Source organism: Geobacillus subterraneus (assembly GCF_001618685.1).
In the GTDB taxonomy this organism is placed as follows: Bacteria; Bacillota; Bacilli; order Bacillales; family Anoxybacillaceae; genus Geobacillus; species Geobacillus subterraneus.
The window spans coordinates 1,925,946-1,950,117 of record NZ_CP014342.1; the positions used below are offsets into that span (position 1 = coordinate 1,925,946).

At 52.1% G+C, this 24,172-nt stretch carries 14 protein-coding genes and 2 pseudogenes; 5 read left to right on the forward strand and 11 right to left on the reverse strand.

Annotated elements, in window-relative coordinates; genetic code table 11:
- Positions 1 to 70: 70 nt before the first annotated feature.
- From GS3922_RS09450 to gltB, 3 genes are all read right to left on the reverse strand, one after another.
- The gene (locus tag GS3922_RS09450; protein ID WP_063166145.1) at positions 71 to 655 is read right to left on the reverse strand and encodes a phosphatase PAP2 family protein; all 585 of its coding nucleotides are present in this window, start codon (positions 653 to 655) and stop codon (positions 71 to 73) included.
- Between the two features lie 114 nt (positions 656 to 769).
- The gene (locus tag GS3922_RS09455) at positions 770 to 2,254 is read right to left on the reverse strand and encodes a glutamate synthase subunit beta (protein WP_063166146.1); all 1,485 of its coding nucleotides are present in this window, start codon (positions 2,252 to 2,254) and stop codon (positions 770 to 772) included.
- A 141-nt stretch (positions 2,255 to 2,395) separates the two neighbouring features.
- Positions 2,396 to 6,955, reverse strand: a complete 4,560-nt coding sequence (gltB, locus tag GS3922_RS09460) for a glutamate synthase large subunit (protein ID WP_063166147.1) — start codon at positions 6,953 to 6,955, stop codon at positions 2,396 to 2,398.
- A gap of 125 nt (positions 6,956 to 7,080) precedes the next feature.
- Here gltB and GS3922_RS09465 point away from each other — a divergent pair, with 125 nt between their 5' ends.
- On the forward strand, positions 7,081 to 7,992 hold the full coding sequence (locus GS3922_RS09465) for a glutamate biosynthesis transcriptional regulator GltC (protein ID WP_063166148.1): 912 nt from the start codon (positions 7,081 to 7,083) through the stop codon (positions 7,990 to 7,992).
- Positions 7,993 to 8,214: 222 nt separating this feature from the next.
- Here GS3922_RS09465 and GS3922_RS09470 read toward each other — a convergent pair whose 3' ends face one another.
- Positions 8,215 to 9,201, reverse strand: a complete 987-nt coding sequence (locus GS3922_RS09470; RefSeq protein WP_063166149.1) for an NADPH:quinone oxidoreductase family protein — start codon at positions 9,199 to 9,201, stop codon at positions 8,215 to 8,217.
- Between the two features lie 201 nt (positions 9,202 to 9,402).
- On the opposite strand from GS3922_RS09470, the gene GS3922_RS09475 reads away from it, so the two are divergent.
- Positions 9,403 to 9,990, forward strand: a complete 588-nt coding sequence (locus tag GS3922_RS09475) for a Uma2 family endonuclease (protein ID WP_033011094.1) — start codon at positions 9,403 to 9,405, stop codon at positions 9,988 to 9,990.
- Between the two features lie 222 nt (positions 9,991 to 10,212).
- On the opposite strand, the gene GS3922_RS09480 is transcribed toward GS3922_RS09475, so the two are convergent.
- The 4 genes and pseudogenes from GS3922_RS09480 to GS3922_RS09495 form a co-directional block, all read right to left on the reverse strand.
- The gene (locus tag GS3922_RS09480) at positions 10,213 to 11,565 is read right to left on the reverse strand and encodes an aspartate aminotransferase family protein (protein ID WP_063166150.1); all 1,353 of its coding nucleotides are present in this window, start codon (positions 11,563 to 11,565) and stop codon (positions 10,213 to 10,215) included.
- A gap of 193 nt (positions 11,566 to 11,758) precedes the next feature.
- Positions 11,759 to 12,079: pseudogene (locus GS3922_RS09485) on the reverse strand (helix-turn-helix domain-containing protein); the annotation flags it as partial.
- 91 nt (positions 12,080 to 12,170) lie between these two features.
- Positions 12,171 to 13,418 carry an RNA-guided endonuclease InsQ/TnpB family protein gene (locus tag GS3922_RS09490; RefSeq protein ID WP_063166152.1) on the reverse strand — a complete coding sequence of 416 codons (1,248 nt, stop codon included), beginning with the start codon at positions 13,416 to 13,418 and terminating at the stop codon, positions 12,171 to 12,173.
- 16 nt (positions 13,419 to 13,434) lie between these two features.
- Positions 13,435 to 13,941 (reverse strand): annotated as a pseudogene (locus GS3922_RS09495) (PucR family transcriptional regulator ligand-binding domain-containing protein); the annotation flags it as partial.
- Between the two features lie 217 nt (positions 13,942 to 14,158).
- On the opposite strand from GS3922_RS09495, the gene gabP reads away from it, so the two are divergent.
- Both gabP and GS3922_RS09505 read left to right on the forward strand, forming a co-directional pair.
- The gene (gene gabP / locus GS3922_RS09500; RefSeq protein WP_172796427.1) at positions 14,159 to 15,556 is read left to right on the forward strand and encodes a GABA permease; all 1,398 of its coding nucleotides are present in this window, start codon (positions 14,159 to 14,161) and stop codon (positions 15,554 to 15,556) included.
- A gap of 210 nt (positions 15,557 to 15,766) precedes the next feature.
- Complete coding sequence (locus tag GS3922_RS09505; protein ID WP_063166155.1) at positions 15,767 to 16,075, forward strand: hypothetical protein; 309 nt, start codon at positions 15,767 to 15,769, stop codon at positions 16,073 to 16,075.
- 146 nt (positions 16,076 to 16,221) lie between these two features.
- On the opposite strand, the gene GS3922_RS09510 is transcribed toward GS3922_RS09505, so the two are convergent.
- Together GS3922_RS09510 and GS3922_RS09515 are read right to left on the reverse strand one after the other, a co-directional pair.
- Positions 16,222 to 17,646 (reverse strand): site-specific DNA-methyltransferase, encoded by a 1,425-nt coding sequence (locus GS3922_RS09510; protein ID WP_063167366.1) that lies wholly within the window; start codon positions 17,644 to 17,646, stop codon positions 16,222 to 16,224.
- Between the two features lie 568 nt (positions 17,647 to 18,214).
- Positions 18,215 to 21,982: a bifunctional RecB family nuclease/DEAD/DEAH box helicase gene (locus tag GS3922_RS09515; RefSeq protein ID WP_063166156.1), complete on the reverse strand. Its 3,768-nt coding sequence runs from the start codon at positions 21,980 to 21,982 to the stop codon at positions 18,215 to 18,217.
- Between the two features lie 403 nt (positions 21,983 to 22,385).
- On the opposite strand from GS3922_RS09515, the gene GS3922_RS09520 reads away from it, so the two are divergent.
- A complete protein-coding gene (locus GS3922_RS09520) occupies positions 22,386 to 23,006 on the forward strand; it encodes a hypothetical protein (protein ID WP_413229274.1) in 621 nt (206 codons plus the stop codon).
- Between the two features lie 32 nt (positions 23,007 to 23,038).
- Here the strand turns inward: GS3922_RS09520 and GS3922_RS09525 are convergent, their stop codons facing one another.
- On the reverse strand, positions 23,039 to 24,004 hold the full coding sequence (locus GS3922_RS09525) for a siderophore ABC transporter substrate-binding protein (RefSeq protein ID WP_063166157.1): 966 nt from the start codon (positions 24,002 to 24,004) through the stop codon (positions 23,039 to 23,041).
- Positions 24,005 to 24,172: the final 168 nt, after the last annotated feature.

Consider the following 24,172-nt stretch of genomic DNA (forward strand, 5'->3'; position numbering starts at 1 on the left):
TATGTTCCAATCATCAGCCGTCTTTCCAACTAAAAAACGGCGGATGCCCGCCCTGTTTCTCGCCTGCAGGCTACGGACGCTCAAGCCGCCGGAGCATTATGCGGTAAAGGGCGAGGCAAGCGGATAAATAAGCAGTCCCAAGCACAAACCCGCCGAGCACATCGGACGGATAATGCACTTGCAAGCTTAACCGACTCAAGCCGGTGAAGAGAGCCAGCACTGCAAACACGCTGTAAATGGCCGCCCGCTCTCCTCGCTTTGTGCGCGTTTGCGCCAAAAAATACGCCAAAAGCAGCAAGTAAATCGTCCCAATCATCGCATGACCGCTCGGAAAGCTGAACCCTTCGACCCCAGCATACGGGGGACGTTCCCGCCCGACAGCGTGCTTGATCCATTCATTGATGCCATACCCTCCGCCAACGGCAACAACGACAAGCAGCATCCCATATACATCGCGGCGGAAAAACCATAAGCTGATGACGAGCATCACACGAACGATGCCAATGGTTTTCCCATTGCCGAGAAACGTAAACGGATCGAGCCATTGCCATGAAGCAAACAACTGCAGCCCGCCTTCGTCAGCCGCCTTTGTCAGCCCGGCCGCCACGCTTACCCAAACAAACAAAAAAAGGACCGCACCGGCAGCCGCTATCATCCATAATGGTCGATTCACTCTGATTCCTCCTCCTTTGTTCTTCCTTTACTTATTTTTGCAAACCAATAAAAAATCCTCCTTAAAAAGCAGCGCTTTTTAAGGAGGAATCCACCATTACGACGGCAGCTTCGTCTCTCCCATCAGGAACCGGTCCACTTCACGGGCCGCCCCCCGGCCCTCGTGGATCGCCCAAACGATCAGGCTTTGGCCGCGGCGGGCGTCGCCGGCCGCAAACACGCCTTCAATGTTTGTCGTATATTTGCCGTACGGAGCCTTCACCTTATTGTTGACTGTTTCCACGCCGAACTGCTTCAACACCGGCTGCTCAGGCCCTTCGAAGCCAATGGCGATGAAAACAAGGTCGCACGGCCACACTTGTTCTGTCCCCGGAATTTCGTGAAAGATGGCTTTGCCGTTTTCATCGACGGTTTTTTCCATTTGGATCGTATGCAGTTCTTTCACCCGGCCATACTCATCGCCAACGATTTTTTTCGTCTGGATGCAATATTGACGCGGATCCGCGCCGAACTTTGCTTTCGCTTCTTCGTATGCATAATCAAGCGTAAAGACGAGCGGGTATTGCGGCCACGGATTGCTGTCTAGACGCTTGTCCGGAAGAGCCGGATGTTTGCCAAACTGGACAACGCTTTTACAGCCTTGCCGCAGCGCGGTCGCTACACAGTCAGCCCCCGTATCGCCGCCGCCGATGACGATGACATGTTTATCTTTGGCATCAATAAACTGTCCATCGGCAAAATTCGAATCGAGCAAACTTTTCGTCACCCCGGTTAAATAATCCATGGCAAAATGGACGCCCTCAAGCTCCCGCCCCTCAATAACCAAGTCGCGCTGCTTTTGCGCTCCGACGCATAAAACAACCGCATCATACTCAGCACGCAGCTCGTCGGCCGTGATGTCCTTGCCGACTTCCGTGTTCGTAATAAACGTAACACCTTCTTCCTCAAGCAAACGGACGCGACGTTCGACGATTTCTTTTTCCAATTTCATATTCGGAATGCCGTACATCAACAAACCGCCGATGCGATCGGCCCGCTCGTACACCGTCACCGAATGGCCGGCTTGGTTGAGCTGATCGGCACAGGCGAGCCCAGCCGGACCGGAGCCGACGATGGCCACTTTTTTCCCGGTGCGCGCTTTCGGGATACGCGGTTTCACCCATCCTTCGGCAAACCCTTTATCAATGATGGCCCGTTCGATCCCTTTAATCGCCACTGCCGGATCGGAAATCGCCACCGTACACGAGCCTTCACACGGTGCCGGACAGACGCGGCCTGTAAATTCCGGGAAGTTGTTCGTTTTCAAAAGCCGATCAAGCGCTTCTTTCCAACGGCCGCGGTACACTAAATCATTCCATTCCGGAATTAAGTTGTGCACCGGGCAACCGGAGGTGAGGCCGTTCAGCTCCAATCCCATATGACAAAACGGCGTGCCGCAATCCATACAGCGAGCCCCTTGGCGCGCCAGCACCTCCTCGGAAAACGGCTGTGCATATTCTTTCCAATCGTCAAGACGGGAAAGCGGGTCACGCTTTTTCTCTTCCTCGCGAGCATATTCCATAAATCCTGTTGTTTTTCCCACGATGGTTCCCCTCCTTCTTTCCGTACACGTCCTCTCTTCTCTCATGCGGCCTTCCCGCCTGTTTAGCCAGTCAAAAAGCGAGCCCCGCGCGGGCCGCGGGGCCAAGGCGTCGCCATGTTGCAGCCGCCCAAAAGGGTGGCCTTATTTTGCGGCCACTTGCAGCACATGGGCGCTGGCGGCAGCCGCTTTTTTCCGTTTCGCCACCGTTTCAAACGCCGCCATGGCAGCTTCTTCATACGAAAGCCCGGACTGTTCAAGCATTTGAATCGTTTCAACCATCAGTTTGTAGTTGCGCGGAATCACTTTGACAAACCGCTTTACATAGACGTCCCACTCGTCAAGCACTAACGCCGCCCGCTGGCTTCCCGTATAGCGGTAATGGTTTTCGATCATCCGACGCACTGCCAGCATTTCTTGCTCGTCTTCGAGCTGTTCAAACGCGACGAGCTCTCGGTTGGCTGTTTGTTGCCAGCTGTCTTCATCAGCGAGAACGTAGGCGATGCCCCCCGACATGCCGGCGGCAAAGTTTTTGCCGACCGAGCCGAGAATGACCACACGGCCGCCGGTCATATACTCACAGCCGTGGTCGCCGACGCCTTCGACAACGGCATGGACACCGCTGTTGCGCACCGCAAACCGCTCGCCGGCGCGGCCGCGAATGTACGCCTCGCCGCTCGTCGCTCCGTAGAAGGCAACGTTGCCGATAATGACGTTGTCTGCCGACGCAAACGACGCCTCAAGCGGCGGACGGACGATCACCTTTCCGCCCGAGAGCCCTTTGCCGACGTAGTCGTTCGCGTCACCGACAAGCTCGAGTGTCATTCCTTTCGGCGCAAACGCCGCAAAGCTTTGCCCGGCTGATCCGACAAAACGGAGGCGGATCGTATCTTCCGGCAGCCCTTCCTCGCCGTAGCGCTTCGAAATTTCGCTGCCGGTCATCGCCCCAACCGTGCGGTGAACGTTACGGATCGCGAGTTCGAGTTCAACCGGCTCTTGCCGCTCAAGCGCTGGCTGCACCGCCGGCAAAATTTCTGTATAGTCAAGCGTCGTTTCCAAACGATGGTTTTGTCCTTTGCCGCAAGTGCGCGGGCCATCGACTTGGTGCAGCAGGCGGGACAAGTCGAGATGTTTCGCTTTCCAGTGCGCTTTCGCCCGCTCGCTCACTTTCAGAATATCGACGCGGCCGACCATTTCATCGATCGTGCGGAAGCCGAGCTCAGCCATAATTTCACGCACTTCTTGGGCGACAAAGTACATGAAGTTGACAACATGTTCCGGCTCACCCGCAAACTTCTTGCGCAATTCCGGATTTTGTGTCGCCACGCCGACTGGACACGTATCCAAATGGCAGACGCGCATCATGACACAGCCTAAAACGACGAGCGGTGCCGTCGCAAACCCGAATTCTTCGGCCCCAAACAGCGCAGCCATCACAACGTCACGGCCGGTCATGAGTTTGCCGTCCGTTTCTAGGACGACACGGTCGCGCAAGCCGTTGAGCATCAGCGTTTGGTGCGTTTCCGCCAAACCAAGCTCCCACGGCAGGCCGGCATGTTTAATGCTCGTTTTCGGCGAAGCGCCCGTGCCGCCGTCATAACCGCTGATGACGATGACATCGGCGTTTCCTTTCGCTACCCCGGCAGCGATCGTGCCAACGCCCGCTTTCGCCACGAGCTTGACGCTAATGCGTGCGTCTTTGTTCGCATTTTTCAAATCATAAATCAACTGGGCCAAATCTTCGATCGAGTAAATGTCATGGTGCGGCGGCGGAGAAATGAGCTCCACCCCCGGCGTCGAGCCACGCACTTTGCCGACCCATGGGTACACTTTGTTGGCCGGAAGCTGTCCGCCCTCGCCTGGTTTTGCCCCTTGGGCCATTTTAATTTGCAATTCGTCGGCGTTGACTAAATAATGACTTTTCACGCCAAAACGCCCGGAAGCGACTTGCTTGATCGCGCTGCGGCGCCAGTCGCCGTTTTCGTCCTTCACATAGCGAGCCGGGTCTTCCCCGCCTTCACCGCTGTTGCTTTTCCCGCCGATCCGGTTCATGGCAATCGCCAACGCCTCATGCGCCTCTTGGCTGATCGAGCCAAACGACATCGCTCCGGTTTTGAAGCGGCGGACGATCGACTCGACCGGCTCGACTTCGTCAATCGGCACCGGCGTCCGGTTCGGATCGAAGTCGAACAAGTTGCGCAAGAACGTCAACTGTTCTTCATTGGCCAGTTTCGAATATTGCTTATAAAGATTGTAATCATTTTTCCGGCACGCCCATTGCAACAAATGGATCGTCTGCGGGTTGAACGCATGGTGTTCGCCGTTGCGCCGCCATTGCAGCTCGCTGCCGGTATCTAACACATCGTCTTCGTGACGGGCGCCAAATGCTGCTTCATGGCGCATTTTCGCTTCCTGCGCAATTTCGCCGAGCCCGATGCCGCTAATTTGCGACGCTGTGCCAGTGAAGTATTCATCGATGACCTCGTTGCTGATGCCGACCGCTTCAAAAATTTGGGCGCCGCGGTAGCTTTGCACGGTCGAAATCCCCATTTTCGACATCACTTTGACAACGCCGTCGACTGCCGCTTTCATATACGCCTTCACCGCTTCACGGTACGACAAGGCGATCGTACCGTTTTCCGCTGCCTGACGGATCGTCTCGAGCGCCAAATACGGGTTGATGGCATCCGCGCCGTAGCCGATCAGCGCCGCAAAATGGTGCACTTCACGCGCTTCGCCGCTTTCAACAAGCAGGCTGACGTTCGTCCGTGTCCCGTTCCGGACGAGGTGCTGGTGAAGCCCACTTACCGCAAGCAACACTGGAATCGCCACATGTGTTTCATCAACGCCGCGGTCGGACAGAACGAGAAGCGTCGCGCCGCTTTCAACCGCCTCATCCGCTTTGGCGAACAGCTCGTCAAGCGCTCGTTTCAAGTCATCCGTAAACAGCGTCGGCAGCACCGCGCACGAAAACTCTGGATACGGATTGGCTTTCAGAGCTGCCAGTTCCTCGTTTGTCAATAGCGGCGTCTCAAGGCGAATGCGCCGCGCTGCCTTGGCGTCCGGATGCAAAATATTCCCTTCTTTGCCGAGCAGCGTCATCGTTGACGTGACGACATACTCGCGAATTGCGTCAATCGGCGGGTTCGTGACTTGGGCAAACAGCTGCTTGAAGTAGTTAAACAAGCTTTGCGGCCGTTCCGACAGCACCGCCAGCGGAGCGTCCATGCCCATCGCACCCGTCGGGTCTTTCCCTTCCGTCGCCATCGGCAAAATCATTTTTTCGACATCTTCGAACGTGTAGCCGAACGCTTTTTGCAACTTAATGAGCGATTTCGGCGCTTCAACCGTTTCCGGAACGTTGAAGTCGCCAAGCGTCACCATTTGCTCGTCAATCCATTGACGGTACGGCTGTTGGCTCGCCATTTCTTCCTTAATTTCCTGATCAGAAATGATCCGCCCTTGCTCCAAATCAACAAGCAACATTTTCCCCGGGCTCAGCCGTTCTTTATATAAAATGTTGTTCGGGTCGACATCGATGACGCCGACTTCGGACGAGAAAATAATGTAGTCGTCTTTCGTCACGTAATAGCGGGCCGGACGCAAGCCGTTCCGGTCCAAAATGGCGCCGATTTGCCTGCCGTCGGTGAACGAAATCGCCGTCGGGCCGTCCCACGGCTCCATCAAACAGCTATGATACTCGTAAAACGCCTTTTTCGCGTCATCCATTTGTTCATCCCAAAACCACGGTTCCGGAATGAGCATCATCGCCACATGGGCCGGCTTCCGGCCAGCAAGAACGAAAAATTCAAACGCATTGTCCAAAATTGACGAATCGCTTCCGTTTGTATCTAAAATCGGCGTCACCTTTTCCAAATCGGCGCCGAACGCTTCCGAGACAAATTGTTTCTCGCGCGCCGCCATCCAGTTGACGTTGCCGCGGAGCGTGTTGATCTCGCCGTTATGGATCAAATAACGGTTCGGATGAGCCCGCTCCCAGCTTGGGAACGTGTTCGTGCTGAAACGCGAGTGCACAAGGGCGAACGCCGAGCGGAACCGTTCATCCTGCAAATCCAAATAAAACGCATCAATTTGTTCCGGCGTCAAAAGCCCCTTATACACGATCGTCCGGCTCGAGAAGCTCGCCACATAGCACTCATTGTTTTCCACGCACTTTTCAAACTGTTTGCGAATGACATACAATTTCCGTTCAAATGCCAGTTCTTCGGTAATGTCGTCGCTCGCAGCAACAAACACTTGGCGAATGAACGGTTTGCTTTGCCGCGCCAGTTTGCCAAGTTTGTTGTCGTCAACCGGCACCGTCCTCCAGCCGAGCAGCTGCTGTCCTTCCCGGGCGATGATTTCATTTACTTTTGCTTCATAATGCGCCCGTTTCTCTTCATTTTCCGGCAAAAAGAACATCCCGACCCCGTAGCGACCTTTTGCCGGCAAGTTCATTTCGCCGCACACCGCTTGAAAATACTCGTGCGGAATTTGCATCATAATGCCCGCACCGTCGCCCGTTTCCGGATCGCTGCCTTGGCCGCCCCGGTGTTCAAGCTGGCGAAGCATATGGAGCGCTTTTTCAATAATGTCATGTGACGGTTTTCCTTTTAAATGAGCATAAAACCCGATCCCGCATGCATCATGTTCAAATTCCGGGCGATACAGCCCTTGTGCTTTCGGTAATCCGTAGTGTTTCATGCTGCCTTCCCCTCCCGTTCCGAATTGTCTGTAATATTTATTGTAGTTTTCAAAATTAATATAAACAATATATAATTTAGATGAAATCAATCTCATTTTTCGATAAAAGGGAAAGGGGTGGAAAAATGGAATTACGACAGCTGCAATATTTCGTTGAAGTCGCCAAGCGCGAACACGTGTCTGAAGCGGCCGATGCGCTTCACGTCGCCCAGTCGGCGATCAGCCGGCAAATTGCCAACCTCGAAGCGGAGCTTGGCGTCCAGCTCTTTGAACGCGAAGGGCGGAACGTGAAGCTCACCCCGATCGGACGCCACTTTTTGCCGCACGCGGAAGCGGTGCTAAAAGCGGTCGACGATGCAAAGCAACAAATTGAGGAATATTTGGACCCGGAACGCGGGACGATTAAAATCGGCTTCCCGACAAGCCTCGCCAGCCATATGATGCCGATGGTCATTTCCGCTTTCAAAGGCGAGCACCCGAACGTCTCGTTCCATCTTCGTCAAGGATCGTACCATTATTTGATTGAAGCGGTGAAAAAGAGGGAAATTGATTTGGCGTTTCTTGGACCGATTCCGGCGCGCGAAATCGGCATTAAGGGAGAAATTTTATTTTCCGAGCCGTTTGCCGCCCTCTTGCCAAACAGCCACCCGCTCGCCCGCCGCGACCGGATCGTATTGAACGAACTGCGCCATGATCCATTTGTAACGTTTCCAAAAGGATACATTTTGCATCAAATCGTTATTGACGCTTGCCACCAAGCCGGATTTTCGCCCAACATTTCATCGGAAGGCGAAGATCTCGATGCCATTAAAGGGCTTGTCTCCGCTGGCATCGGCGTCACTCTCCTGCCGGAAAGCGCCTTGTCAGAAAGCTTGCTTCGTTACGCCGCCAAGGTGCCGATTGAAATGCCGCAAGTAAAGCGCAACGTCGGCATCATCATTTCCGATCATCACGAGCTTGCCCCATCGGTGAAAGTATTCTACCGGTTTGTGAAAGACTTTTTCTCCGAGCTGGAGCGGTATCAATTGCGGGGATGAACGCTCCCCCACCTGCGCTCACGTCGAGAAATGGGTTCAAGATCACAAAAAAGACGCAGGTGCTTTTTCCTGCGTCTTTCTCTTATATTCTCCCGCACACTTGCCTGTTCGTCCCCTTCACTCTTTTTCCTTCAGGGAGGGCTACTATCAAGGACAATTGAAAAAGGGGTATGAAGAGCATCGGGCTTTTGGTGCTGCTTCAATCAGATCGCGTCCCAAACGTCATCCCAGCCGCACCACCATCCGGCCGCGCAGTTCGCCGCGCAAAATGCGCTTAAGCGCTTGCGGCAATTCAGCGAGCGAAATCTCTTGAGCAATCCGCTCCAAATCCGGCTTTAAGTCGCCAGCGAGCCGCTCCCAAATGCGGAGGCGCACATCCATTGGACAATAGACAGAATCGATGCCAAGCAAGCTGACACCGCGCAAAATAAACGGATGGACCGTCGTCGGCACTTCCGCCCCTCCGGTCAGTCCGCTCACCGCCACCGCTCCGCCGTAGCGGATGCGGCTTAACACCGTCGCCAGCGTCCGGCCGCCGACCGGGTCGACCGCCGCGGCCCAGCGCTGCTTATCCAGCGGACGAATGCGTTCAGCCGTGACGTCTTCGCGCGTCAACACTTCCTTGGCGCCGAGGGCGCGCAAATAGTCGTGCTCCGCCGTTTTGCCTGTGCTCGCTTCCACCGTATAGCCGCGCTTCGCGAGCATCGACACAGCCAGACTCCCGACGCCGCCCGTCGCCCCCGTGACAAGCACCGGTCCGCGTTCCGGCGTCAACCCATGCTCCTCAAGCCTGTGAATGGACAATGCCGCCGTGAACCCAGCCGTGCCGATCGCCATCGCTTCTTTCAACGTCAACCCTTTTGGCAGCGGCACGAGCCAATCGCCGTGCAGCCGGGCGTACTCGCTGTAGCCCCCGAAATGCGTCACACCGATTTCATAACCGGTCGCAATCACCTCATCCCCTTCGCGAAAACGCGGATGTTGCGACGAAACAACCACCCCGGCCAAATCAATTCCCGGCACGAACGGATACGTTTTCACAATTTTGCCGTCCGGAATGGACGCCAATCCATCTTTGTAGTTGACGCTTGAATAATGGACGCGGACAACGACGTCTCCTTCCGGCAAATCATCCATGGATATCGTCTGCACGCCGGCGGTAAATTCTGTTTCGGTTTTGTTGACAACAAACGCTTGAAATGCGGACATCATTCTCTCCCTTTCCCCATACATTCTTCACTCATGTCATTCGACAAACAAACGCCAGATTCCTTTTTTATCATCCTGAACCAAGAAGACCCTCACTCCCGCTTGTGAGCGTAAGCGGGTGATAAATAAACGTCTAATGAAAGTCCTTCCTACACTTCCTTGACTTCTTTATGTTAAACTGTAAACAAACATATCTTTAAGATGAAAGAAGGTGAAACAGTGGGCAATACCCCTGACTTGAACAAAATTTACACGTACGCTGACTGGAAAACATGGGAAGGTCGCTGGGAACTGATAAATGGAAAAGCCTATAATATGACACCTGCTCCATCTTCGGAACATCAATTTGCCGTCGGAGAATTGTATTTTGCTTTGCGCCATTTTTTCCAAAACCAACATTGTTACGTCTTTATGGCGCCGTTTGATGTATTCCTTAGCAAAAATGAAACGTATGAAACCCCTGATGACATTGTCCAACCCGATATTGCCGTGATTTGCAATAAAAAACAGATTGTCCAAAAAGGATGTTACGGGGCGCCTGCGCTAGTTGTTGAAGTTTTGTCACCTTCAACCGCTTTAAAAGATTACAACGAAAAATTTTACACGTACCAACACTACGGCATTGCAGAATATTGGATCGTCGATACGGCTAACAAAATGATTCATGTATACCATTTGCACGAAGGAGCCTATCAACGGCATGCCACCTACGGGCAACAAGACACGCTGCATTCCGCACAATTTGAGGACTTAGCTATTCCACTAACGTATGTATTTGGATGGAGTTAAAACGGTTCTGACCATTCAGTGTTCATGATCGATCTTTCGTCAAACGCACAGGAATCGATGATCCAGCAGCCTGCCCTAAGGCAGATGTCTAAGAATCTCCCATCTCGAAACCGGGAGAACGTCCAACCCTAGCGACAGCGGCCTGCTTCTATGTTTTTCCGAATGTCTGCACGAAGGCAAACAAAACACCAGCCTGTCGACCCAAGCTGGCGTTTGTTCTTCTTATTGAATGGCCGCTAGCGCCCCGCTCAAGACGCGGACCACAAACGAAAGTTCATCATCCGTGATGCACAGCGGCGGCGACAAGGTGAGCACGTTGTTGTACCCGGCGACTGTCGTTCCGTTTTTGCCGATGATGAGGCCGTTTTCTTTGCATCGATGGATCACTTGATTGACAAGCGACACATCAAGAGGCTCTTTCGTCGCTCGGTCGGCGACCAATTCAATGCCGACAAGCAGCCCTTGGCCGCGCACATCCCCGACGTACGGATGGTCGGCCAGTTTCGTTTTCAGTGCCGAAAGCAGCCATTCGCCCGCTTCACGCGAACGGTCAAACAGACGCTCCTCCTCCATAATCTCGATGTTTTTCAGCGCCACCGCACAAGCAGCCGGATGGCCCCCAAACGTATTGACATGGCGGAAATAGTCGTATTCGCCTGTTCCTTTGAACGCCTCGTAAATCTCTTTCCGAACCGCCATTGCCGCCAGCGGCAAATACGCGCTCGTAATGCCTTTCGCCATCGTGATAATGTCCGGCTTGACGCCGTAGTGTTGAAATCCGAACGCCGCTCCCGTCCGGCCGAAGCCGCAGATGACTTCATCGACAATGAGCAATGCGCCGTGTTTTTCACACACTTCTTTGACCGCTTTCATATACCCGTCCGGAGGAATGAGCACACCGCCCCCGGTGATGATCGGCTCCATAATGACGGCCGCAATCGTTTCACTCAACTCCCACGTCATGACATCATCAATGGCCTTGACCGCCCGCAACCGGCGCGGGTCATCCGCCGCATCCGGGTCGCGGTACACATCCGGCGGCGGCACGTGGATGAACCCTGGCGCGAGCGGTTCGTATTTGTATTTCCGTTGCGCCTGCCCGGTCGCTGAGAGCGCCCCCATCGAATTCCCATGGTACGCCCGGTAGCGGGAAATGATTTTGTACCGGTGATGCTCCCCGCGTTGCTGATGGTATTGGCGGGCGATTTTAAACGCCGTTTCGTTTGCTTCCGACCCGCTGTTGGAAAAGAAAATGACATACTCATCGCCTAACAGTTCGTTGAGTTTTTCCCCGAGCCCGATGGCCGGCAGGTGGCTTTGCGTGAGCGGGAAATATGCCAGCGTTTTCAGCTGCTCGTACGCTGCTTCCGCCAGCTCCTCGCGTCCGTACCCGACGTTGACGCACCAAAGCCCGGCCATCGCGTCCAAATAGTTGTTTCCTGCGACATCGGTCACCCAGCACCCTTTTGCCTCGGTTACAACAACCGTGGCACTCGGATTGTATGGCTTCAACGAATGCCAAATGTATCGGTCGTCTTTGTCGAGCCATCGTTGATGGCTTTGTTCGGTTCTCATCACCGCTTGGCTCCCTTCCATTGGAAATCGTTCTATTTTACAGCCATTATCGCTCATCCCGCACCACGGTTCATTAGACAAAGTGTAAAAATAGTCGTTTCATCCGTTCCACAGTTTGACTACCATTTTCACCCTAAACCACTAGAGACGAATCGCTGCTAGGACTGCGCACATCCCTCTAGGGCTATGGCCTTTACTCGGCTCCAAGCGCGGCCCTCCGTTGCCCATGCATCTCCCCGCCGCTCATCAAGTAGTCGTACGCTTTGAGCATCAACTCGAGAGCCAACCGCTTGTCCGCTTCCATGAAATCAGTCCCAAGGAATCTTTCTAGCTTTTCCATGCGGTGGTACAACGTCTGCCGGACGATAAACAGCCGTTTTGCCGCCTCTTGCTTCGAACCGTTGCACTGCAGATACACTTTGAGCGTTTCAAGCAGCTTTCCATTATATTTCCGGTCATACTCAATAATCGGCCCTAAATATCGGTTGATGGCCTCACGCAAATCGCTATATTTGTCCAACACTATAATCATCCGGTGTGAACTACCCCCACTTAATTTTCTAGCGAAAATTTGAAGTGGGGGCTTCCAAAGAAGTTTGACTGCTTCAAGCAATCCTTATTCTTTGAGGCGTGTCCACTTCGCCGCTAGAGCATAAGACACTCAGGTCTACAGCTTTACTTTTCTTTAAGATGTTTAATGCGCCATTGACATCAGCATTAATTAGTTTGCCAGACTTTGTTCGATACAAGCCGCGCTTAACACGTTTGCCGCTGAACTTATATTCTTTTGGATTGTCGGCATTATATTCAGGAATCTCATCGCCGTCAAAAAAGCTGGCTTGAGACGTATATGATTCTTCCTGTTTCAAGAATTCAATGCCGTAAAATTCACAAAGATATTCTAATTTTTCTTTTATGTTACCGAGAGGAATATTGACAAAGTTTTGATTTGTCTTTTTTCCTAGATTAATATTGCGTTGTAATGTTTCCGCATAGCCAATGACAAGTTTACCAATTTGATTTTCAATACAGTAGTTAATGATGTAACGGCAAGTCTTGTTGATATAATCATTCACTTTATTATTGCGATTCATAGCAAGCAAAGCCTGTTTACGAGTCGTGCCTTTGATTTTTTGCTTATCTTTCATGCTTTGAAGTCTGGCATTTTCTTTGTTAAACCATTGATTTATACTTTTTAATCTCCGCCCATCAATGATGAATGATCTGCCGTCTGATGTGACACAAGTGGCAAGATTGTTTAATCCTAAATCAATGGCCAGTGCTTTTTGGTCGTTTAATTCTCTTTGATCTTCAGGCATTTCATATTTGTACTGAATCTCAAAGAACCTGGCATGATGCTTAGGAATGATTTCAATCTGCTTAATCTTTTTGTCCAGCAACACAGGCGGAATCGTTATCGTGATAGGCTTGTGAGTCTTTTTAAATAGGCGAGAATACGGTATCGTGAATTTGTTGCCGTCTATACGAATCTGGCCAATGATCAGTGAATGAAAGCCATCTTTTTTAAGATATTTTGGAATACTGATAGCCTTGTAGTCATATTTTCCTTGTTTGGCAAGACTGATCAAACCAAAGAAAGATTTAAAGGCTTCATTGACCTTTTTTAAAATTTGCTGTGCCATGTTGCTGTTTAACAGCTTATAGTTTTCGTTAGTTTTTGCAAGATGATCGTTTTTCTCATAATTAAGAAATTCCTTGTGTTCAAAATAGTATTGTCTGACATTGTACAATCCGACGTTGTACATGTTCTTGGCAATATGGCACAGTTCTCGAAGAGTCAAGTATTCTTCTTTGGTCAAACCATTTAGCTGTTGTTTGATACAAAAATACATGTTTTCACCTCCCATCTAGGCAGCTGTGCAAAAACGTTAAAATCTCCCGATAATGATGAACCGTCAGCAGCTTTTTATTCAACTCTTGAGAATACGACTCAAGCTGGGAGATCATTTGATATTGCTGATTAATCAAATACGTGTGAATGTCATGGGTAATCTCGACGAAAGGAACTTCCTCAAGAAAAAGAATGAGCGGGAAATGGTGGCGGTCAGCCAGCTCTAATGCCTCCTTTGGGATCGAGGAGGCGTACGTTCCCAATTCGATGCATAGCCCCGAAGCGTCACATTCAATCAACTGCCGAAGCAGCGATAAAAACAATGCGTCATCTTCCCGCCACCCGACACCGGTAGACAAAATGAGCTCTTTGCCGCGCAGCAAGTTGCTGATTTTTGTGACCTCGACGACATGCACCCACTTGACTGGCCTTGACAGCCCTTCTTTTCCAGCGACAACAACCGCTTTTTGGAAATAGTTTCTCTTTAATACATCAGCGACTGTCAGAGGAAAGCTGTACTCCATCCTTCCCTCTCCCCTCTGTTTCATCCTTGTTAAGAATATTCGCAACTTTACGACCAAACTCCTTCTAAAATGGCAACGTCTATTGACAAATTGTCCAATCGTCCTTTGTTTTTTGTTGGCACTTTGTCTAATGTGGGGGACGGCTCTTCCATATACACTAAAAATAATTATATAATCGGACTATTCCACCAATTCAAACTACTATTCCGAAGGGGGAATGCAGATGAATCATTCCGGTCTGCAAAAAGGATTGAAAGAACGCCATATGGCGATGATCGCCATCGCCGGAGTCATCGGCGCCGGGTTGTTTGTTGGAAGCGGAGCTGTTATCCACTCGACAGGACCGGGGGCCATTGTTTCTTACGCTCTAGCAGGTGCGCTCGTCGTGCTTGTCATGCGGATGCTTGGGGAAATGGCGGCGGCCCGTCCGACGAGCGGATCGTTTGCCGCTTACGCCCATGAAGCGATCGGCCCGTGGGCAGGATTCACGGTTGGGTGGCTGTACTGGTTCTTTTGGGTGATTGTCATTGCGATTGAAGCGAATGCGGGAGCGGCGATCATCCAATATTGGTTTCCTTCCATTCCGTTATGGCTCCTTAGCCTTGTTCTCACCATTTTGATGACGCTTACAAACGTTTGGTCCGTGAAATCTTACGGGGAGTTTGAATATTGGTTCGCCTTCATCAAAGTGGCGAGCATCGTGCTTTTCCTCATTCTTGGCTTAGCGTTCATCTTCGGCCTTGCTCCGGGCAGCGAACCGATTGGGCTGAAAAACTTAACCGGCCACGGCGGATTTATGCCGCATGGCATCGGTTCGATCCTTGTCGGAATCGTCATCGTCATTTTCTCGTTCTTCGGGACAGAAATCGTCACGATCGCCGCCGGAGAATCAGCCGAGCCGCAAGAAGCGGTGTCGAAGGCGACGAAATCGGTGACATGGCGAATTTTAGTCTTCTATATCGGATCGATTGCCGTTGTCGTCACATTGCTGCCGTGGAACTCGGCAAGCGTCTTGAAAAGCCCGTTTGTTGCCGTGTTAGAACATGTCGGCGTCCCTGCGGCCGCCCAAATCATGAACTTTATCGTATTGACTGCCGTTTTGTCCTGCCTCAATTCCGGACTGTACACAACGTCGCGTATGCTTTACTCTCTCGCTGAGAAAGGAGAGGCGCCAAAATCATTTTTACGGCTCAGCAAAAACGGCGTTCCGGTCCGGGCGGTCATCGCCAGCACGCTGTTTGGCTACATCGCCGTCATCATGAACTACGTTTCGCCTGATAAAGTGTTTCTCTTTCTGGTCAACTCTTCCGGAGCGATCGCGCTGCTCGTCTATTTAGTGATTGCCATCTCACAATTGCGCCTGCGGCAAAAGCTTGAACGCGAAAACAGCACCGACTTGAAGATCAAAATGTGGCTGTTTCCATATTTAACGTATTTTACAATTCTCGTCTTGCTCGTCATCCTCGCCTCGATGCTGTTCATTGAATCAATGGTTTCACAGTTGCTGCTAACGCTGCTCATTACCGCCGTCGTCATCGTTTGCTACTTCCTCTTTGTCCGGCGCCATCTTCATCCAAATTATCGGCCGACGGCATCGACGACTATAAAAGAGTAGCGTTCATTATGGCTGAACGAGAATAGCGCCCATCATCGAGGGGCGCTATTCCTTTTGAACAGCCTGTTTCCTCTGCCCGCCCGCAACCACGTCCACACGGACATCCAAAAGTGACAACTTTTCAAACTTCCACCGATCCCTATATACATGGATGATCCCACGTTGTATACTGACATTGAGAATAATTTCACAAACTAGGAGGCCTAAACCATGATTGTCCACGAACTGATGGACATGGAACATTTATTTGCCGAGCAATTGCAGGAAGGTTACTACATCATCCGCGAAACGTACCAAAACGTGCTCATTGAACCAAAAGGCGGCGACGCCGTCCGGCAAGTGGACGCCGGAACCGAAGAAGTCGTCACCCTTTTGTTCGACCCGGGCGATGAATATTCGCTTCTTTGTCTTGATACGTACACGTTTACCGGCGGCATTCCGTCGTTAACCGAGCTGAAAGAAACGATTGCCGCTGAATATGACGTGTTTGTCAACCGTCATCGCGCGGCATCCTTGTAGCCGTTGCCCATAAAGACAGCACCCATAGGGAAAGCCGCGTCCAGTCCGGCTGGAAATGCACTCCCATGACCGCGGCCGAACTAAGGGCGAGAACACGCTGCAAAACTGTTTAGAAAAGGAACCAGCCCGTTCGCCTAGCGAGCGGGCTAGTTTGATTTCCGTTCAATTTGAAACACTTTAAAGCCGATATCGAGCTCCGTCTTCCCTGTGTCCCGTACGAGTTTCTCCCCCGCGCGCCGGATGCGCTCACGGCCGATGTCGCAAATCGTCCGCAATCCGGCTTGATATGCCGCTGACGTTTCCGCCAGCCGTTCAGGAAGCTGCACCATGATGAACGACCGCCGTCCCCCGTCTTCGGCGTTTTGCTGCATGACCGCATGGGCGGTCGTCGCCGAACCGGAAAAAAAGTCGAGGATGACATCATCGTTCTTCGTCGTCAGTGCGATCATACGCTGAATCAGCTTAACCGGCTTCGGGTAATCCATCACCGCCACCCCACCAAACAGCTCCTTCAGCTCCTTTTTCGCCTCCTGCGAATGGGACACCTCGTCATGCGTCCAGATCGTGAGCGGTGTCATCGTCGGTTTCACCTCGTGCAAAAACCGCTTCAGGCGCGGCACCCCGTTTCCGTCCTTGCCAAACCAAATGCGGTTGTCCGCCGCCAATTCGGCAAAGCGCTCTTTCGTCACCCGCCAGCAATACCCATTCGGCGGGGGAACGACCCGGCCGCCCGGGGTCACGATGTCATAAACTTTTTCCGGAATGGGCGGACCGACCGACAAATCGCCGGACGTCCACGGTCCGCGCGGGTCATTGTCCGGGTTGGCATACCGCCCATCCGCTTCCGGATGGCGCGGCAAGCCGTACCAAGCGAGGCGGTCGATATCTTTCGCATAACATAAAATGAAATCATGATTGCGCGAGGCGAACTTGTTCATGTTCACCGGCGAAAACGCCCGCTGCCAAATGAACGTCGCGACAAAATTGCGCTCGCCGAAAATTTCATCGCACATTTTTTTCAAATTCGCCTGTTCCGTATCATCAATAGAAATAAAGATCGCCCCTGTTTCAGCCAACAACGCCTTCGCCGCCCAAAGGCGCGGGTACATCATGTTGAGCCAGCCGGCATGGGCAAGCGCCTCTTCCCGCCCTAAACCTGAAGCGGCGCGTTTTCGCTTGCGCCAATTGTCTTTGTACATCAACGCTTTTCCTGTATTGTAAGGCGGATCAATGTAAATCATCTGCACTTTTCCTTCATGCGAGGAGCGCAAAAGCTTTAACGCTTCCAAATTGTCTCCTTCAATATACCAGTTGTTCGTCGTTTCCCACCGCTTGCTTGCCGCCCGGTCGGGCCGCAGCACTCCCGTGGCGGGCATCTCCGCCAACCGCTTCGCCTCCGCTTTTCCTGGCCACGTAAACTCATACACTTCGTCCTCCGCCTGGCAGCCAAGCGCCTTTTTCAGCCGCTCCCAGTCAATCGCCTCGCCCGCCACCGCCTCCGGAAAAAGCTCCTTAACCAGCTCCAGCCTCGCGCTTGTTGCTTTTTTCGCTCTCCTGCCGCCGTTTGCCATCGCACGCCCCTCCCCCACGCCGCCTTGCTGCGGCGTTTCTTGTCCGCGAAAAAGTGCTCGTGTTTCCATTATTTCGCCATGGCAAACGGTTTTCCTGCCTCCATTTCTAGCCGAAAAACACCCCCGCCTCCTGCGAACGGAAGCGGGGGGTAGAATCCTCTAAACGAGGCTTTCCTCTTTCAAGATATTGAGAATTACACTAAAGAAGAAATGGAAGAATGTTTCAATCCTCTAAACGAGGCCTTCCTCTTTCAAGAGCACCTTCATTTTACCATTGATTTTCTAAGGCGGCAAGAGGCCATTTTGCACACCCCTTCCACCCCCTCGAAAAATAAAATGTGGTTATGTCAACTTGTATGATTGACTAAAAACGTCAACTGTCCAAACTTTTGATAAATCAAGGTCATGTTTCGTTTCGCGAAAGAAAAACTGCCATGCACACCTCCCCCGTTTTTTCACCGTTTTTGGATCGTGCACCGCGCAAAATGCGCGGGAGCGATCCAAACGGTTGGGCGGGGAAGGCGGCATGGCAGCTCGAGCAGTCAGCGGCTGCGCTATTCCCTTTTCCTTACTGGCTGCGGGAAGCCACCTGATCGAACACGCGGCAACCGACTCGATACATGTGCAAGACGGCACCGTCAACAACGAACGTTCGGGCTTCTCCGTGCTTTGATGCATAGTGCTCAAGACTCAACATAAAGTTGACCCCTTCGCGATACTCGTCGTTATCTAACACGTGCAGCGAGGGGGACAGCAGATGGCGGGAAAGGAAAAGAATCGTCTTTTTTCGCGCGCGTGTGAGCGAGACGTTCAATCGGTTGAGGCTGTAGATGAACTCCCCTTCCATCGCGGCCAGTTCCGGGTCGGCGACGCCGTAGCTGATGATCGCCGCTTCTGCCTCTTGCCCCTGCATTTTGTCGACCGTATCGACGAAAAACGGCGAGCGCAGCCCTTCGCGTTCAAGCGCACGGCGGATGGCGCGGATCTGCGCCCGGTGCGGTGAGATGATAAACAAGCCGCGGCGCCAAAACGCCTTGTCGCCGTCTGGCGTATCGTGATATCGTTTTCCGTCGTCATCAAGCAGCCGCTCCCGAAGCGTTTTCGTTACACTCGCCACCCAACGCGCTTCCGCCTCGTTTTCTTGCGCACCGTACACGCCGTCATACGTGCAGACGACAAGCGGATAGTCAGGATCGATCGCCGCTTCCACCCATTCATCGGCAGTTGGAGCGTCGACGAGCGCCAGCGTTTGTTCGGCAATTTGGCGGGTGAACGCCGTATAGTCACGTCCATAAATCCGATCGGCCGGGTAGCGGCAAAGCGCCTCATTCATACGGAAATTGTCCGTCAATTGGCGGGTATACCGCTTCTCGACATCGGCGTCAAACAACAGGCGGAAAATCGAGTCGAACAAGTGCGGCTCCCCTTCGCCGGCCGCATACGTCCCTTGAATGATCGGCGGCAGCTGGAAATGGTCGCCGACGATAAGCAGCCTGCCTGCTTTTTTGACATGGCGTAACGCCAACAGTGAATCGGCCACGCGGACTTGCGACGCCTCATCAAGGACGACGACGTCAAACCCTTCTATATAGCCTTTTTCGTATGCCCTTTGAATGCCGTACAGCGTGGCGCCAAGCACCCGATGGCCGCCGCTGCCAAACCATCCGAGAAGGTCACGGTCCGCCACCTCGGCGATTCCTTTGGCGTTTTCCGTCTGAATCTCACCAAGTTTCGCGATATGGACGCTGCGCCGCGGCGCAAGCTCCTGAATTTTGCGCAGAACGTTTTCGATCGCCGCGTGAGTGAAGCCGGAGATGAGAATGGCAAGCCTCCGCCCCTGATGTTCGTAAATCGCCATAAGCAACTGAAGAGCGGCGGCGATAAAGTGCGTTTTTCCAGTGCCAGGCGGCCCCCAGACGAGTGTCAACGTATGGCGGAGAAAGTGGAGAAACGCCTGGCGCTGGCTTTTCGTCAGCCCGCTTTGGCGGAGGAGCGCCTTCACCTCCTCTACATCCCAGTTGGGACGAAACGTTTTCCGATAGCGAATCGGATCGCGAATCAAGTCCAAGATGCGATGATTTTCCTGATCCAACTGTTGCAACGCCTGCAAGACGCGCCGGGTGGTAAAATCGGCATGCCGGATCGACAGCCGATACTCCTCTCCTTCCACAAGCGGGAACCGGTCGAGCCATTTGGGCAACTCGAGCTCGAGTTCAGCTGTCTTGCCATCATCTTCGATGGCGCGAATGCGGGTAAAGTACAAATTGGCCCATTGGGGCGGCTTCCATTCGCTGGAATACTTATAATCTGGAAACGCCTGTTGCGCCTTTTCCCCTTCCTCATTGCACTCCGTCAAAAGCCAGCTCGCCCTTTGATCGATCGCTTCAAGCGCCTGGCGGTTGTTCAATCGGAACCGATCGCCGCCAAGGTACGTGACATGAAGCGTCACTCCGTTCTCAAGCCGCTCCGAAAGCGGGAGCAGGCGGCTTCGGCGAATTTCCAAGTAGTTTAATAGCGCCTCGTAGCGCGCCATAAACGCCAGCTTGGACACAAGCGGATCACGGTAATCAGCCAGATCGGGAAAAGCAAATTTTTCCGGCCAGACCATAAGTGGCGAAGGATCGACGCTCTCGGCCCACGCACGGATTCCTTGAATGATGCTGTGAGCGGCCCAAAGACGCCGGCTTAGCTCCTTCTCGACCGCTTTTCGTTTTTCCTCGTCCCCCGTTTGCCAGGCGTCGTGCAGCACATCCAGTTTCATGGCGTTTGTCAAACGAAATGAAAAACGCTCACTCGCCGAGTACAGAAACGGCGAATCATTGTAGGCCGCAATATATCGCGACAAGTCTTCAAGACGGTACGCGACATGCGCCGGCAAGGCGAACAGCTGGCTCACGGCCGTTGTCAGGACAACGACAGGAAGCGGAACCATTTCGCTTGGGTGGTCGCTGGCACTTGCTAATGAGCTGCTATGAAAATAAGACAGCAACCGAACGGCTTTTTCTTGATATTCTGGATCGAACAAAAGCTCTTGAAGCAACTGTTGCACATTGTCCCATTCATAGTTGTCGACGACATACGCCTGCACGGACTTTTGCGCCCGCCACTCTCGCTCTCGGTTGTAATCGTGCACCGTATGAAGCAGGCGGTCCAGCGCATCGGCCAGCTTTCGGCCAACCTCGTCGCATTCCTCAAACGAACCGGCGATAACATGATGCATTTCTGATCCCGTTCCAAACACATCTGTTCCACCAACACGGTACAACGATGCCGCCGCAATCTTCCCCGTCAACGGATCGCGTTGCGCGGTGAGAATCAGACGGATGTCTTCCCATATCGGCATATGCGTCACCGCCTGGTCATACGGAACGACCTTTTCCTCCGCAATCGCCTCAAGCTGCGCTTCAAGCCGCCGAAGTTGGCGCGCCAGCCCGGCGTTTTGTTTCAGCACATGCCTGTTTTCTTGACGTTCAAGAAATTGGCGAAACTCACCGATCGTCTCAGGCAGCTGCCGCTCACGGATGAAGCGGGACGTGTAGTTCGATAAGTACGGAACGAGGGAAATATGCGACTGTTTCCGCGCTTTGTCGAAACAGTAATCATAGAACGGGCACCATTCACAGCGATAATCCAAATGCCAAAACAGCTCATCAAGTTGCTTCCCAGCCAGCGCCGTCAGTTCGCCAGCCAAAAACTGTTCGAGATACGGGAGCAACTGGCTGATATCCGCTGCTTGCGGCTGCTCGGTTTTGTACGTCCATACCCCCGCTTCGCGCCAATCCACATTGCCCCTAATGCCGTGCTCCTCTAAAACGGAAGACAAAATCAAGGCGTACAACGCCGTTTGCACGCGGTGGGAAAGCTTCAACACGTCTGATGATTTGATGTCGATGATGCGAAACACAAAGCCGTTTTGTCCCGGTATGCACTCAATCAAATCCGGGCGGCACGCCGCAAAATGGATGTCGTCCCGATCCAACCCGTACCGTTCGTAAAAGCGCGGCGGCGCGATCAATGTCGGCTGATACAAATATCGCTTGCTCGGCCGCTTCAACTCGCGGATCGTTTCCTCGCCATCCAAATAGCAGTGGGAAATCGGTGCGCCAGGCTCTCGCTTCCCCATCTGCACTTGGCCGGCCAAATAGGTCGTAATCACTTCCTCTTCCCACTCAACCCCTCGGCGCAGCACGCTCTGATGCACCGCGGGCCGCTCAAACAGCTCTTCCGGCACATCGAGCTCGCCGCGCCGCTCTTTCGCCAACGACTGAAAATAAAAATTCCGCTCGCACTCATGATAAAAATAGCTTGCGATTTTGGCAGGAGAAACGTAAAGCATACATCGATCCCTTTCTAAAACGTACTGGCCGATGCCCGCACTGAGATTTGTCAGTTTGTTTATCCATTGTATCATATGTTTGTACGCTTTCCTATATACACCATTCCTGCTTGTCTAACAAGAACATATGTGCTATAATGAAGGAAATTAAGATGAAAGAGGGGCCAACATGAGCGAAGAGATCCTCTTGCAACTGTTCGACCGGCTCGGTCATATCGAAAACACGTTGCATCTCCTCGTCGAAAGCCACAAACGGCTGGAAGCGGAACAACAAGAAATGCGAAAAGAGCAGCAGGAGATCCGAAGAGAACAGCAAGAAATACGGAAAGAGCAGCAGGAGATCCGAAGAGAACAACAGGAAATGCGGAAAGAGCAGCAGGAGATCCGAAGAGAACAGCAAGAAATGCGAAAAGAACAGCAGGAGATCCGAAGAGAACAACAGGAAATGCGGAAAGAGCAGCAGGAGATCCGAAGAGAACAGCAAGAAATGCGAAAAGAACAGCAGGAGATCCGAAGAGAACAGCAAGAAATGCGCAAAGAGCAGCAGGAGATCCGAAGAGAACAGCAAGAAATGCGAAAAGAACAGCAGGAGATCCGAAGAGAACAGCAAGAAATGCGAAAAGAACAGCAGGAGATCCGAAGAGAACAGCAAGAAATGCGGAAAGAACAAGAAGAATTCCGACTCATCCAGCAAGCTCTCCTTGAAGGCCAAAAGCGGTTGGAAGAAGAACAAGCCCATATCAAAGCCGGCCAAAAAGAGCTGTATGACTTGATGTCTGCCCTGCTTCACCGCCAGGATGAAACCGACGCTGCACTTGAAGCCCTCGCCATGGACGTGCATAAACTTCACGGTGAAGTCTCTTCCATCCATCAAAGGCTCGACTCCTTAGAGAAAAAGGTTGACGCCCATGTCCAATCATTCACCGACGAGCTGAACAACGCAAAGCTTGATATCGCCTTCCTCTCAAACAAAGTCATCGAACACGAACGGGACATCTATAAAATAAAACAGGTCATTTTATGAATACAGGCGGGCCGTCTAAGCCCGCCTGTTCCTCATTTCAATCCTTCTTCTACTTGTTTGATCATTTCTGATACCGATGTCAGACCGCCCCCCGACAAATACCAATAATTCGGGTCCAAGTACACAATATGGCCGTTTTGATATGCCTTCGTCTTTTTCACGAGCGCGTTTTCAATCGTTTGTTTCGCTGTCGGTTTTCCTTCGACAACGGCGTCACGGTCAATGACAAACAAGTAATCCGGATTTTGCTCGGCAATGTATTCAAACGACACGTTTTGCCCGTGCGGTGTATCCGCTTTTAAATTCGGGTCAACGGCCTGGACGCCAAGCACATCATGGATAATCCCAAAGCGTGACCCTTTTCCATATGCACTCACTTTCCCACCGGTCGTTAAAATGATCAACGCTTTTTTGTCGCCTGCTTTCGCTTTTACGGAGTCAATTTGTTTTTGGATATTCTCCAATTCTGCAGCGACTTCGTCTTTCTTATCAAAGATTTGCCCCAATAATCTCATGTTACTGGAAAAAGAATCAAGATAGTTTTTCGTATCAACAGCCATGTACACCGTCGGTGCAATTTCGCTCAACTTATCATACAGCTTGGCTTGACGTCCGGAAATAAAGATGACATCCGGCTGAATTTCACTTAATTTTTCAAAGTCCGGTTCCTGTAAACTCCCGACGTTTTCATAGCCACCGCTTTTATATTTTTCCAAATACGATGGCACGTTCATTTGCGGCAAGCCCGTCACGTTTACCCCTAAGCGATCAAGTGTATCGAGCACGCCAAAATCAAACACAACGACTTTTTCTGGATTTTTCTTCACTTTCACCTCGCCAAGTTCATGACTGACAGTGATCTCTTCGACTTGAACTGTTTTTTCCTCGTTGTTGTTATTGCTCGTATTGCCGCTTGCCTTTTCACTGTTGCCGTTTCCGCAAGCCGCTAATACAACAAGAAGCAAGGCAACAACAACCGATAACCACCGCTTTTTCATCAGCTTTTCCCCCCATTTGTATGATGATCGACATAATCAATATGTTGACAGCTTTTTCTCCTGCTTAGCCAGGGGCGCCCAATCTTGCCTAAGCAAATGCAAAAGCTGAATCAACCATAAGAATCTAGAAGGCCGGTGATGAAAGGAGCAAGTCGCTTTACTGCCTTG